Consider the following 16,202-nt stretch of genomic DNA (forward strand, 5'->3'; position numbering starts at 1 on the left):
ATGATGCGCTGTGCGCTTGTGGATGGTTCGGCGCGGGCGCCTCACCAAAGCTACGGCCAGCAAAAATATCCACACCCCATGCAGATGTGGCGACCTCGGCGACGTTTGCCAAAAATAAACGGCAGCGAAAATATATTCAGCAATAGTTTGCGCAGACCGCCTGAGAATCTGGTAAGAAATTGACGTCTAAGTCGACTTATGTCACCGGACACTTCACCAATTCCCTGCGTCATGGGACACAGGCCTCAGATGGAGATACAGCATGTCGGGCGCACACCAGTCCAACTCGCGGTCCAAGAGCACCAGCCGCAAGAAGGGCAGCCACCGGGTTGCGCCCAAGCCCTCACGCCAGCCGTACAACTGGCTCGGCGTCGGCGCCGTCACCCTCGGCCTGGGTGCCGCGATGGCCAGCGGCACCGGCATCGCCGAAGCCAAGGGCGGCACTGGCAACTCCGGCTCCTCCTCGAGCAGCTCCCCGAACCACAACCCGGCCAACAACCCGGCGAACGGCTCCGCAGACAACAACAGCTCGTCCACCGACACATTGATCACGACCGGTTCGTCGACGAACGCCAGCGGCTCGAGCACCGACAACTCGAGCAAGGGCCACAAGCACCAGAAGGACAAGGCGGCCGCCAATGCCGGCGCGTCGTCCGACAGCAACAACGGCACCGACACCAGCGGCTCATCCACCGACAACGGAACCAACAGCTCCCCCGGTAAGGGCAAGAAGGCCGCCGCCACCACCAAGCCCAAGCCCAAGCAGACCGCCACCGCCGCAACGGCCGTGACCGCCACCAACACCGCCGAGGCTCCCGCGGCTACAGCCGCAGCGGCTCCCGCCGCCACCACGCCGACCGCCGCAACCGCCAAGGCTGTCGCACTGGCAGCTGCCGCTCCGGCAGCCACCACCAAAGCCGTCGCCGTCGCGGCCACCGCAGTCCCTGCCACGCCACACGCCACCAGCACCAACCCGATCGTCGCAGCGATTCAGAACGCCATGATCGGCTTCTTCACCGCCGCCTCGACCATCACCCAGCTGACCGCCAACCACCTCACCGGACCGCTGGCACCGGCCGGCGATCCCGTTGCCGGATTCCTCTACGGCATCTTCCGCGGCATGGAGGACTTCGCCGGCCTGGTGCCCCGGGTCGGCACCCCCACCACCACGTCCAACCCGGTGAACGGCACCGTGACCGGCAACCTGAACTTCACCGAACCGGCCGGCGCACAGCTGACCTACTCCGTCTACACCAACCCGGCGTTCGGCACCGTCACCGTCAACACCGACGGCACCTACGCGTACAAGTCGAACATCTTCGGTGCGGCCCTGGCCGCACTCGGGCTGAACCCGACCGACAGCTTCACCGTCACCGCCACCGACGGTGTGGCCTCGACCAACGAAACCGTCAACGTGCCGGTGCTCTCGGCCAACAACACGCCCAGCACTCCCGTAGCGACGAACATCAACGAGAACACCGCCACCGGCGTGGTCACCGGCACCTTGAGCTCCACCAGCCCGGACGGCACCGCGATCAGCTACCACGTGGTGACCAGCACCATCGGTGGGTCGTTGAGCGTCAACAGCACCACCGGCACCTTCACCTACACGCCCACCGCTGCCTACCGTCAGAACGCCAACCTCGGCGTCATCACCACCGACACTTTCACCGTCACCGCATCCAATGCCTCCGGCGGCACCAGCCTGTCGGGCTTCATCACCGTCCCGGTCTCGCCGGCTTCCAACGACACCCCGAGCTCGCCGACCGCCATCAACGTCAACGCCAACCCCGTCACCGGCGCGGTGACCGGCACCATCTCCTCCACTGATCCGGCCGGGTCAACCCTGACCTACTCGGCCACTCAACCGGTCCAGGGCTCGATCACCGTCAACAGCACCACCGGCGCCTTCACCTACACCCCGACCGCATTGGCTCGCAGCACCGCCAACCTCGGCGTCATCACCACCGACACCTTCTCGGTCACCGCCACCAACACCGCCGGCTACTCAGCCACCTCACTCATCACCGTGCCCGTCGAACCGGCCAACGGCGACACCCCCAGCACCCCGACCGTCACCAACCAGAGCGTCAACACCACCACCGGCGTGGTCACCGGCACCCTGAGCTCCACCAGCCCCGACGGCGCAACGGTCACTTTCCACGTGACCGCATTCCCGACCCAGGGCACCGTCACCGTGAACGGCAGCACGTTCACCTTCACCCCCAGCCAGTTAGCCATGAACGAGGCCAGCCTCGGCATCCTGACCAGTGACACTTTCTCGGTCACCGCCAGCAACGGCAGCTACACCAGCGCCATCGGCTACGTGACCGTCCCGGTCAATCCGATCGCCGATACCCCGAGCATCCCCGCCGCCACCGGCGTAAGTGCCAACCCCGTCACCGGTGCGGTCACCGGCACCATCGTGTCCACCGACCCGGCCAACCAGTCGCTGACCTACACGGTCGCGGTCGGACCGATCGGCGGCTCGGTCACCCTGAACAGCACCACCGGTGCCTTCACCTATAACCCGACCGCGGCCAACCGGGCGGACGCCAACCTCGGCGTCATCACCACCGACACCTTCACCGTCACCGCCTCCAACGGCAAGTACTCCAGCAACGCGCTGATCACCGTGCCCGTCGAGCCGTCCGCCAACGACACCCCGAGCACCCCGACGTCGTCGTCGCTGAACGTCAACACCACCACGGGCGTGGTCACCGGCACCATCGATTCGACCAGCCCCGACGGCGGCGCACTGACTTATCACGTCACCGCACTGCCCACCCAGGGCACCATCACGGTGAGCGGCAATACCTACACGTACACCCCGAGCGATTTGGCCCGTTCCGAATCCGCCATGGGCATCATCACCACCGACGTCTTCTCGGTCACCGCGACCAATGCCGCCGGCTACACCAGCGGCATCGGCTACATCACCGTCCCGGTGGCGTCTTCCAGTGACAACCCGACCGCCCCCGTGGTCACCAACCAGACCCAGAATCTGGTGACCGGCGTGGTGAGCGGCACCATCACCTCGATCGACCCGGCCAACCAGCCGCTGACTTACGGCGTGTCGATCGGCCCGATCGGCGGCAACGTCAGCCTGAACAGCACCACCGGCGCCTTCACCTACACCCCGGCACAGTCGAACCGCCAAGACGCCAACCTCGGCGTCATCGAGACCGACAGCTTCACCGTCACCGCCACCAACGGCAAGTACACGTCGAGTTCGATTGTCACCGTTCCGGTTTCGCCCGCCAGCAATGACACACCCAGCACCCCCGCGGCGACGGGCGTGGTCGCCGACCCCATCGGCGGCAACGTCACCGGCACCATCGTCTCGACCGACCCGGGCAACCAGCCGCTGAGCTACTCGGTGACCATCGGCCCGATCGGCGGCAACGTCAGCCTGAACAGCAGCACCGGCGCCTTCACCTACACCCCGGCACAGTCCAACCGGCAAGATGCCAACCTCGGCGTCATCACCACCGACAGCTTCACCGTGTCCGCGTCCAACGGGACCTACTCATCCAGCGCGATGATCACCGTCCCGGTCGAGCCCGCCAAGAACGACACCCCGAGCACCCCGATCTCGAACACCCAGAACCAGAACATCTACACCGGCGTGGTCACCGGCACCATCTCCTCGACCAGCCCCGACGGCGGCGCGGTCAGCTACACGATCACCACGCCCACCATCGACGGCATGGCCCTGAGCACCGGATCGATCAGCATCAACAGCAGCACCGGCGCATACACCTACACCCCAACAGGATTCGCCCGCAGCAACGCCAACCTAGGTGTTGTCACGACCGACAGCTTCACCGTCACCGCCACCAACGCCGCCGGCTACTCGAGCAGCACCAGCGTCACGGTGCCGATCTCGCCAGCGTCCAACGACACCCCGAGCAGCCCGGTCTCGGTCGGCCAGAGCGAGAACATCTACACCGGTGTGGTCACCGGCACGGCGAAAGCCACCAGCCCCGACGGCGGCGCGGTGACCTACTCGATCACCACACCCACCATCGACGGCATGGCCCTGAGCACCGGATCGATCAGCATCAACGCCACCACCGGTGCGTACACCTACAACCCGACAGCGTTCGCGCGAACCAACGCCAACCTCGGGGTCATCACCTCGGACAGCTTCACCGTGACGGCGACCAACGCCAACGGCTACTCCAACAGCGCCAGCATCACGGTGCCGATCTCCCCGGCCTCCAACAACACCCCGAGCGCCCCGACCGTCACCAACGAGATCCAGAACAAGATCACCGGCGTCGTCACCGGTACCTTCGTGTCGACCAGCCCCGACGGTTCAGCGGTGACCTACAGTTTCACCAACCCCGTGCAGGGCTCGCTGAGTATCGATGCCAACGGCAATTTCACTTACACGCCAACGAATTTGGCGCGCAGTGTCGCCAACCAGGGAGTCATCACCACCGACACCTTCACGGTGACGGCCAGCAACTCGACGTCAACGAGCAGCGCCTCCTGGGTCACGGTCCCGGTCTCGCCGGCGTCCAACAACACCCCGGGCGTGCCGGTCGCCTCGAACATCAGCGTCAACTCCACCACCGGTGTAGTCACCGGAACTCTGACCTCGACCAGCCCCGACGGCTCGACGGTGAGCTACTCGACAATCAGCCTGCCGACCCAGGGCAGCATCTCGATCAGCGGCAACACCTTCACGTATGTGCCAACCTCGTTGGCACAGTTCGAATCTCAGATCACGCTGCTGACCACCGGCAAATGGGCCACCGATACCTTCGGCGTCACCGCGAGCAACGCCAGCTTCTCCAGCGGCACGGCCTCGGTCACCGTCGGCATCAGCCCGGTCAGCGACACCCCGAGCAACCCGGTTGTCAGCAACATACAGCAGAACACCATCACCGGCGTGGTCACCGGCACTTTGAGCGCCAATGACCCTGCCGGACTGGCACTTTCGTACAACGTGAACACCCCGCCGATCGGCGGCTCAGTCACCATCTCGGGCAGTACGTTCACCTATACGCCGACCGCGCTGGAGCGCTCGATCGCCATCAGTGGCGTCACCACCGACACCTTCACGGTCTCGGCGTCCAACTCGTACTACACCAGCGGCGCAACCTTCGTGACGGTCCCGGTATCCCCGGCCTCCAATGACACGCCGAGCGCGCCCTCGGCGTCGAACGTTCACCAGAACATCTACACCGGCGTGGTCACCGGCACGCTGAACTCGACCAGCCCGGACAGCACGGCGGTGACCTACTCGATCAAGACCGGAACCATTGACGGCATGACGCTGAGCACCGGGTCCATCTCGATCTCGGGCAACACCTTCACCTACACGCCCACCGCGTTCGCCCGCAGCGACGCCAACCTCGGCGTCATCACCTCGGACACCTTCCTGGTCACCGCCACCAACGCCAACGGCATCTCCAGCAGCAACGCCACCATCACAGTGCCGATCTCGCCGGCGTCCAATGACACCCCGAGCACCCCGACGGCGACCAACGTCCACGAGAACATCTACACCGGTGTGGTCACCGGCACGCTGAGCTCGACCAGCCCCGATGGCGCAGCGGTGAGCTACAACGTCACCACCGGCACCATCGACGGCATGACGCTGAGCACCGGGTCCATCTCGATCTCGGGCAACACCTTCACCTACACCCCGACCAACGCCTCCCGGGTCAACGCCAACCTCGGCGTCATCACCTCGGACACCTTCCTGGTGACTGCGACGAACGGAAACTTCTCCAGCAGCAACGCCACCATCACAGTGCCGATCTCGCCGGCATCGAACAACACCCCGGGCGCCCCGAGCTACTCCAATAGCGAAAACCTGATCACCGGTGTGGTCACGGGAACGCTGAGCTCGACCAGCCCGGACGGCAGCGCGGTGACCTACAACGTCACCACCGGTCCGATCGGTGGCAGCGTCAGCATCTCGGGCAATACCTTCATCTACACCCCGACCAACGCCTACCGGCAGAATGCCAACCTCGGCGTCATCACCACCGACACCTTCACGGTGACGGCAAGCAACTCGATGGAAACCAGCGGACCGACCTTCGTCACCGTCCCGGTCTCACCGGCCTCCAACGACACGCCGACCAAGCCGGCAGCGTCGGGCCAGAACGAGAACCTGCTGTCGGGCGTGGTGACCGGGCAGATCTCGTCCACCAGCCCGGACGGCGGCGCGGTCACGTACTCCGTCACCACCGGGACCATCGACGGCATGACGCTCAGCACCGGTTCGATCAGCGTCAACAGCACCACCGGCGCGTACACGTACACACCGACGAATGCCGCCCGCACCAACGCCAACCTCGGTGTCATCACGTCCGACACCTTCACTGTGACGGCCACCAACGCGGTCGGAAACAGCAGCAGCACAACGGTGACAGTGCCGATTTCGCCGGCCAACAACGACAAGCCGTCGGCGGTGACGGTGTCCGGCCAGGTGCAGAACAAGAGCAGTGGAGTGGTGACCGGCACCCTCAACGCCACCAGCCCCGACGGCTCGGCGGTGAGCTACTCCATCACCACTGGCACCATCGGGGGTATGGAGCTGAGCACCGGCTCGGTCACGCTGTCCACCTCCAACGGCGTCACCACGTTCACCTTCGCCCCCACCGCGATCGCGATGAGCGACTCCAGCCTGCTGGGCCCCTACACCGACTACTTCACCATCACGGTCAGCAATGGCGTGACTTCCAACAGCACCAACATCACGGTGCCGATCCTGGCGAAGTCCCTCATATAAGTCTCGTTGCGCGATCGGCGGTCACCCCATCTGGGGTGGCCGCCGATTGCTTTGTGCGACAACCGAAGCTGCCCCCGTCGATGGGGCCCGGGTAGATTGACCGCCGGCCCGCTCGGGTAAGCCCGCCCGCAGGCACGCGCCGCACGCCGGTCAACACTTTTCGCAACAACGCAGGTACCGGCGGCCACATCACCGATATCGTTACTGCTATCGCAGAGCCTCGATGAAATTCGTCAACCGACATTGGCGGCATCGCACGGGCGCCGGACAAGAAGCAGGCGGTTCCGCGGGCTGCCCCATTCAGTTCGACGCCGATTATTCCGGCCCGCCACCATCTCCACTGTCAACGAAACATGTAGTTAGAGCGCCACTTTCGATTCTCCTCGCTTTGGCAGCCACCCTCGGCACACACGGGACGACGGCCCACGATCACCCTGCGCGTCGACGCCACACCGTCAGCGACGGCACCCGCCCTCCCGATGAAGCCAATACATCACCCCGGTGAGGCAATATCGGCTCTCATTTGCTGAATTCACATACGTCCGTACATATCAGAATCGTCAGCAACAAATCGCCCATCCAGACACGACAGCAAACGGCGAGCCAGTCGACCGAGACGCCCAATTCCGTTGACATACAACCAATCCGATTCCGCGTGGCGCGATTGACGACATTTCCCCGCACACCAAAAAAGTTCATTTCCAACGCACCGAAAGTTCCAAAAATCAATTGACGTAGGCGTAGATTCCCTGACCAGCCAGTCTCAACAATTCGCTCTCTTGTGTCGCACTGAACAGCTCTAACGCGGAGGCCAAATAATGTCGGGTGCTCATCGGTCCAACGGCCGGATCAAGACCAACAGCCACAAGAAGGGCACCCACCGGGACGCGCCCAAGCCGTCACGTCAGCCGTACAACTGGCTGGGCGCCGGCGCCGTAACACTCGGCCTGGGCGCCGCCCTGGCAAGCGGGTCCGGTATCGCCAATGCCGAGGGCCCCTCCGGTCCCTCGGGCGGCGGTTCTGTCTCCTCCGGCGCCGGATCGGTCTCCACCAGCGCTGACAACGGCTCCGGAGCGTCGTCGAACGGTTCGTCCAGCACGCGGCCGAACCATCAGCGCCCGGCCAGGACCACCGCCGATGACCCGACCACTGGCACCACCGCGGGCGGCAGCACCACCGACCCGAACCCGGCCACCACCAACAAGGCCAAACGCCCGGCCAAATCGACCGCTGCCACCTCGCCGTCGAACACCACCAACAAGAAGGACCGGCCTACCGCCGCTCCCAAGCCCGCCACCAAGAGCAACCCGGCCGCCGCCACCCAGACGCCCGCCGTCAAGCCCGCGGCCGCCACCGCCAAGCCGGCAGCCGCGGCCAAGCCGGTCGCTACTGCGCCGAACCCGGCCAGTGCACTGGCCGCCGTCACGGCCAACCCCGCCGCGGGTTCGGGTGGCAGCACCACGACCACCACCACGACACTGCCGCACAGCACCGCAACCAACCCCATCGTGCGATTCGTGCAGAACGCAGTCATCGACTTCTTCACCCTGCCGCCCGTCAAGTTCATCCTGTTCCACAGCGGACTCACCGGGCCCGTCGCTCCGAACAACCCGATCGGCGCATTGGTCTGGGGCCTCTACCGCACCGTCGAAGGCTCCCTCGGCTTGGTACCCAAGCCCGGAACCCCCACCACCACCTCTGATCCCGTCACCGGAACCGTCACCGGCACACTGGGATTCACCGTCGCAGCCGGCGGGACCCTGAAGTACAAGGTCAGTTCCGCGCCGCAGTACGGCACCGTCGCCGTCACCACAACCGGTGGCTATACCTACACCTCGACCACATTCGCCCCCACCGCAGGCCAGACCGACACTTTCACCGTCACCGCGTATAACGGCATCGCCGCAGCCAAAGAAACCGTCACCGTTCCGGTCCTCGCGGCCCCCGACGTCCCCAGCACACCGGCAGCCACCCACCTCAACACCAATCCCGGCACCGGCGTGGTCACCGGCACCCTGTCCTCCACCAGCCCCGACGGGAAGACCGTCACCTACAGTGCGACCAACCCGCTCAACGGATCACTCACCATCAGCGGCAACACCTTCACCTACACACCGACCGACGCGGCCCGCGTGATCGCCAACGCCGGAGTCGTCACCACCGACTCCTTCACCGTCACCGCCACCAACACCGCGGGCTTCAGCTCAAGCGCCACCGTCACCGTCCCGATCTCCCCGGCCTCCGACAACACCCCCAGTGTCCCCACCGCGTCCGGCCAGACCGCCAACGCCATCACCGGTGTGGTCACCGGCACCATCAGCGCCACCAGCCCCGACCACAGCACCATCACCTACACCGCCACCAACCCGATCAACGGCACCCTCAATCTCAACAGCGCCACAGGTCAATACACCTATACCCCAACAGATCTGGCACGGGTGACCGCAAACCTGGGGGTGATCACCAGCGATAGCTTCGTGGTCACCGCAACCAATACGGCCGGCCTGTCCAGCAGCGCCACCATCACCGTGCCGATCAAACCGGCGACCGGCAATACGCCGACCACCCCGACCGCCACCGGCATCACCGCCGACGCCAACGGTGTAGTCACCGGAACCCTGTCCTCGACGAGCCCCGACGGCCAAACGGTGACGTACACCGCCTACAGCCTGCCCACCAATGGCAGCGTCGTCATCGCCGGCAACACCTTCACCTACACGCCGACGAACGCGGCCCAACTCCTGGCCAGCCTGGGCGGACCCACCAGCGACAGCTTCGGCGTCACTGCCACCAACGCCGCCGGCTTCACCAGCGCGGTAGGAACCGTCACGGTGCCGATCGCCCCGGTCACCGACACCCCAACCACCCCAACGGTGTCCAATCAGAACGCCAACCCGATCACCGGGACCGTCACCGGCACCGTCCACTCCACCGACCCAGCCGGCCAAACGCTGAACTACTCGGTGGGCAGCGCCGCCGGCGGTACCGTGAGCATCGACGGCGCCACAGGTGAATTCACCTACACCCCAACAGCTTCAGCGCGTGTGATAGCCAACGCTGGAATCATCACCAACGACACCTTCGCCGTGACGGTCACCAACGGCACCTACACCAACACCGCGCTCATCACGGTGCCGATCTCGCCGGCGTCCAACGACACCCCGAGCACCCCGACCGCAACTGTCGGCTCCCCCGACGCCAACGGCGTCGTCACCGGCACCCTCAGCTCCACCAGCCCCGACGGCACCGCCGTCACCTACACCGCCGGCCTGTTGGCCGGACTATCAGGCCACGTCACCATCTCCGGTAGCACCTTCACCTACACCCCCGACGCCGCAGCCCAACTGCTGGCCGGCCTCGGCGGACCCACCAGCGACAGCTTCGGCGTCACTGCCACCAACGCTGCCGGTATCAGCAGCTCAGTGGGCACCGTCACCGTGCCGATCACTCCGGTCAACGATGTGCCCAGCACGCCAACGGTCTCCAACCAGAACGCCAACCCGATCACCGGCATCGTCACCGGCACCGTCCACTCCACCGATCCAGCCGGCCAAACACTGACCTACTCAGCAACCAACCCACTGCTGGGCAGCGTTTCCATCAACGCCGCCACGGGTGACTTCACCTATGCCCCAACAGCTCTCGCGCGTGAAGCCGCCAACCTCGTGGCCACCAACGACACCTTCATCGTTACCGCCAGCAACGGCACCCAGAGCTCCACCACCACCGTCACCGTCCCGGTCGCACCGGCGTCCAACGACACCCCGAGCACGCCGGTCGCCAACGTCGGCTCCGCCGACGCCAATGGCGTGGTCACCGGAACTCTGAGCTCTACCAGCCCCGACGGCACGGCGGTGACCTACACCGCTGGTCTTCTTTCCGGACTGTCCGGCACCGTCAGCATCAGCGGCAGCACCTTCACCTACACCCCGACGGCTGCGGCCCAACTGTTGGCCAGCCTGGGCGGCCCGTCCACCGACGCCTTCGGCGTGACCGCCACCAACGCCGCCGGCTTCACCAGCTCAGTGGGCACCGTCACCGTGCCGATCACCCCGATCACCGACACCCCCACCGCACCCGTGGCGTCGAACGTGAACGCCGACCCCATCGGCGGCACCGTCACCGGCACCATCAGCTCGACCGACCCTGCAGGCCAACCCCTCACCTACACCGCCAGCGCCACGGCCCTCGGCGGCAACCTCAGCCTGAACGCCAATACAGGTGAATTCACCTACACACCAACAGCATTGGCTCGATTAACTGCAGACGGCGGCATCATCACCACCGACAGCTTCACCGTCACCGCCAGCAACGGCACCTACACCAACGCCGCACTCATCACAGTGCCGGTCGCTCCGGCCTCCGCAGACACCCCATCGGTCCCGGTCGCCTCCAACCAGAATGAGAACCTCGCGTCAGGTGTCGTGACGGGCACAGTCTCATCCACCAGCCCCGACGCCGGTACCATCACCTACACGGCGGCCGGAGCTGTCTACGGAAGCGTTGTCATCGATAGCGCGACTGGTCAATACACCTATGCGCCAACAACTTTGGCCCGCAACAATCCGGTTGCGGTCACCCTCGGCGATGCCTTCACCGTCACCGCAACCAACGGTGCCGGCCTGAGTTCCAGCGCCATCGTCACCGTTCCGATCTCGCCGGCCTCCAACGACACGCCGTCTACGCCGGTGGCCTCCAACCAGAATCAGGATCTCGTCTCCGGCGTCGTCACCGGCACCGTCACGGCCACCAGCCCCGATGGGGGCCTCATCACCTACACCGCCGGCACGCTGCTCGGCCTGACCGGCTCTGTCAACATCGACAGCACCACCGGCCAATACACCTACACTCCAACAGCTTTGGCCCGTACCATCGCTACCACCGACAGCTTCGTCGTCACCGCAACCAACAGCTCGGGCTTCAGCTCCAGTGCCACCGTCACCGTGCCGATATCGCCGGCGTCCAACGACACGCCGAGCGCCCCGACTGCGAGTGTCGGTTCCGCCGACGCCAATGGTGTGGTCAGCGGGACGCTGAGCTCCACCAGTCCTGATGGCACCACGGTCACCTACACCGCCGGTCTGTTGGCCGGTTTGTCCGGCCTCGTAACGATCTCGGGCAACACCTTCACCTACACGCCTACCGCAGCAGCCCAGCTGCTGGCCTCGGCCGGCGGACCCACCAGCGACAGCTTCGGCGTCACCGCCACCAACACCTCCGGCTTCACCAGCGCCATCGGAACCGTTACGGTGCCGATCACCCCGGTCAGCGATATACCCAGCACCCCAACGGTTTCCAACCAGAACGCCGATCCCGTCAGCGGCATCGTCACCGGAACCGTCACCGCCACCGACCCAGGTGCGCAAACGCTTACCTATTCGGCCGGCCTGGCACTGAGCGGCACGGTCAACATCAACAGCACCACCGGCGACTTCACCTACACCCCAACAGCTCTCGCCCGTGAAGCCGCCAACCTCATCGCCACCAACGACAGCTTCATCGTCACCGCATCCAACGGCACCTTCAGCTCCACCGTCACCGTCACCGTCCCGATCGCCCCGGCCTCCAACGACACCCCCTCCACCCCGTCGGCAAGCGGTATCTCCGCTGACGCCAACGGCGTGGTCACCGGCACCCTGAGCTCCACGAGCCCCGACGGCACCGCGGTCACCTACAGCGCCGGCATCGCACTCCTGGGTACCGTCACCGTCAGCGGCAGCACGTTTACCTACACCCCCTCTGCGGTGGCCCAAGCACAAGCCAGCCTCGGATTGGTCACCAGCGACAGCTTCGGCGTGACCGCCACCAACGGCGCGGGCATCAGCAGCGCCCTCGGCACCGTCACCGTGCCAATCACCCCGGTCACCGACACCCCGTCGGCCCCGACCGTCATCAATCAGAACGCCGATCCCGTCAGCGGCATCGTCACCGGCACCGTCACCGCCACCGACCCCGGCAACCAGCCGCTCACCTACTCGGCCACCACCCCAGTGCTGGGAACGCTCAGCCTCGACAGCACCACGGGTAACTTCACCTACACCCCAACAGCTTTGGCTCGCCAAGGATCCGACGCCGGGGTCACCACGTCCGACTCCTTCATCGTCACCGCGTCCAACGGCACCTTCGTCAGCACTGCCACCGTCACAGTGCCTATCGCCCCGGCGTCCAACGACACCCCAAGCACCCCGACGGCCAGCGGCCTCACCACCGCCGCCAACGGCGTCGTCACCGGCACCCTGAACTCCACCAGCCCCGACGGCACCGCAGTGACCTACTCCGCCGGTCTGTTGGCCGGTTTGTCCGGCCTCGTAACGATCTCGGGCAGCACCTTCACCTACACGCCCACTACCGCTGCTCAACTCCTGGCCGGCCTCGGCGGTCCGACCGCCGACGCCTTCACCGTCACGGCCACCAACGCCGCTGGTATCAGCAGCGCCGTGGGCACCGTCACCGTGCCGATCACTGCGATCAACGACGTCCCCAGTGCCCCAACGGTTTCCAACCAGAACGCCGATCCCGTCAGCGGCATCGTCACCGGAACAGTCACCGCCACCGACCCAGGTGCGCAAACGCTTACCTATTCGGCCGGCCTGGCACTGAGCGGCACGGTCAACATCAACAGCACCACCGGCGACTTCACCTACACCCCAACAGCTCTCGCCCGTGAAGCCGCCAACCTCATCGCCACCAACGACAGCTTCATCGTCACCGCATCCAACGGCACCTTCAGCTCCACCGTCACCGTCACCGTCCCGATCGCCCCGGCCTCCAACGACACCCCCTCCACCCCGTCGGCAAGCGGTATCTCCGCTGACGCCAACGGCGTGGTCACCGGCACCCTGAGCTCCACGAGCCCCGACGGCACCGCGGTCACCTACACCGCCGGTCTCTTGGCTGGACTGTCTGGCCTCGTTACGATCTCCGGCAACACCTTCACTTACACGCCCACTGCCGCCGCGCAGCTGTTGGCCGGCCTCGGCGGGCCGACCAGCGACAGCTTCGGCGTCACCGCCACCAACGCGGCGGGCCTGAGTAGTGCGCTCGGCACGGTTACGGTTCCGATCACCCCGGTCAATGACGTGCCAAGCACGCCAACGGTTTCCAACCAGAACGCTGACCCGGTCAGCGGGATCGTCACCGGAACAGTCACCGCCGCCGACCCCGGTGGGCAAGCACTGACCTACTCGGTCGGGTTGGCGCTGAGCGGTTCGGTCAGTATTGACAGCACCACCGGCGACTTCACCTACACCCCAACAGCCCTGGCCCGTGAAGCCGCCAACCTCATCGCCACCAACGACAGCTTCATCGTCACCGCGTCGAACGGCACCTTCAGTTCCAGCACCACCGTCACGGTGCCGATATCGCCGGCCTCCAACGACACCCCGAGCGCCCCGACCGCGAATGTCGGTTCCGCCGACGCCAACGGCGTGGTCACCGGCACCCTGAGCTCCACCAGCCCCGACGGCACCGCGGTCACCTACACCGCCGGTCTGTTGGCCGGATTGTCCGGAATCGTCACGATCTCCGGCAATACCTTCACCTACACCCCCACCGCTGCAGCCCAGCTGCTGGCCTCCGTCGGCGGACCCACCACCGACAGCTTCGGCGTCACCGCCACCAACACCTCCGGCTTCACCAGCGCCATCGGAACCGTCACCGTGCCGATCACCCCAGTCAGCGATATACCCAACACCCCAACGGTTTCCAACCAGAACGCTGACCCGGTCAGCGGCATCGTCACCGGAACAGTCACCGCCACCGACCCGGGCGGACAAGCGCTGACCTACTCGGCTACCACCCCCCTGCTGGGCAGCGTTTCCGTCAATGCCACCACCGGCGATTTCACCTACACCCCGACCAATCTGGCCCGCACTACCGCCATCAGCGGCGTCACGAACGACAGCTTCATCGTCACCGCGTCCAACGGCAGCTTCAGCTCCATCGTCACGGTCACCGTCCCGATCTCGCCGGCCTCCAACGACACCCCGAGCACCCCTGCCGCAGGGACACCAAACGAAAATCTTGCCTCCGGCGTAGTCACCGGCACCGTCACCTCCACCAGCCCCGACGGCAGCGCCATCACCTACACCGCCAGCACCCTTCTGGGACTGACCGGCACGGTCAGCATCAACAGCGCCAGCGGCCAGTACACCTACACACCAACCGACTTGGCGCGGGTCACCGCGAACCTGGGGGTGATCACCAGCGACAGCTTCACCGTCACCGCCACCAACACCTCGGGCTTCAGCTCTAGCACGATCGTGACGGTGCCGATCTCACCGGCCTCCAACGACACCCCGAGCACCCCTGCCGCGGGGACGCCCAATCAGGACCTGGTCTCCGGCGTCGTGACCGGCACCGTCACCTCCACCAGCCCCGACGGCGGTGCGGTCACCTACACCGCCGGCACCCTGCTGGGACTGACCGGATCAGTCAGCATCAACAGCACTACCGGCCAATACACCTATACTCCAACGGATTTAGCCCGCACCACCGCCACCACCGACAGCTTCACCGTCACCGCCACCAACTCGCTCGGCATGAGCAGTAGCACTACTGTCACCGTGCCGGTCTCGCCGGCGTCGAACGACACCCCGTCGGGCGTGACCTCAACAGGCCAGTCGCAGAACACCAACACCGGCGTGGTCACCGGCACCCTCACGACCGCCAACAACCCGGGCAATCAGACGCTGACGTACTCCACCCTCGGCGTGACCGCGCAGCTCGGATTGGTGACCCTCAACAACACCGCCGGCGTTTGGACCTTCACCTACACGCCAACCGTGGCCGCGATGCTCGCCGCACTCGGCCTCGGCCCGACGACCGATACGTTCACGGTGACCGTCAGCAACGGCGACTTCTCCAGCAGCAGCACCATCACGGTGCCGATCCTCGGGAAGGCGTAGCAGAGTCACCGAACGAACATCGGCGGTCATCCCAATCGGGATGGCCGCCGATTTTTTCGAACCAAGCGAAAGCTTGCCAATAGTGACGGACGCTGCCGCTCCTCGTCGGGCAACTCTCCGAACAACAACAGCCAAACCAACGACCAGCTGCTCGATCCCCGACTCCGACAGCAGATGGCGGTACACCTACACGCGTCTGGCGATGACCGACGCCAACTCTCTCGGCCCCTACAGCGATACCTTCACAGTAAGTGGCAGCATCGGCAGCTTCTCCAGCAGCAACACCGTGACCATGCCGATCCCGGGCAAGTGCCTGCTCTGCTGGCAAATCATGAACACTCAGCCCTCGGCGACCATTCTCGGGTGGCGGCCGACGGCCAAGGCGAATGTACAGCGCATTCGGCTCTGAATTGAGTGCAACGCCGGCACCGAAGCGAACGCCGATATATTTCCGCGAAGCGGACGCTGACTACCGAAGATTTTGATATGGCAAATTAACGCCACAGTGGATTTATGATGTTGGTCACATCGCCGAAACCTTG

At 65.4% G+C, this 16,202-nt stretch carries 3 protein-coding genes; all 3 read left to right on the top strand.

Features of this window, described 5'->3' with window-relative positions:
- Positions 1-262: 262 nt before the first annotated feature.
- The 3 genes from ABIA30_RS26075 to ABIA30_RS26085 all read left to right on the top strand — a co-directional run bounded on the left by ABIA30_RS26075 (position 263) and on the right by ABIA30_RS26085 (position 16,069).
- Positions 263-6,754, top strand: a complete 6,492-nt coding sequence (locus ABIA30_RS26075) for an Ig-like domain-containing protein (protein ID WP_370070857.1) — start codon at positions 263-265, stop codon at positions 6,752-6,754.
- 818 nt (positions 6,755-7,572) lie between these two features.
- Complete coding sequence (locus ABIA30_RS26080; protein WP_370070858.1) at positions 7,573-15,660, top strand: beta strand repeat-containing protein; 8,088 nt, start codon at positions 7,573-7,575, stop codon at positions 15,658-15,660.
- Between the two features lie 202 nt (positions 15,661-15,862).
- Complete coding sequence (locus ABIA30_RS26085) at positions 15,863-16,069, top strand: hypothetical protein (RefSeq protein WP_370070860.1); 207 nt, start codon at positions 15,863-15,865, stop codon at positions 16,067-16,069.
- Positions 16,070-16,202 lie beyond the last annotated feature (133 nt).

It is taken from the genome of Mycobacterium sp. MAA66 (assembly GCF_041261665.1).
Lineage (GTDB): Bacteria > Actinomycetota > Actinomycetes > Mycobacteriales > Mycobacteriaceae > Mycobacterium.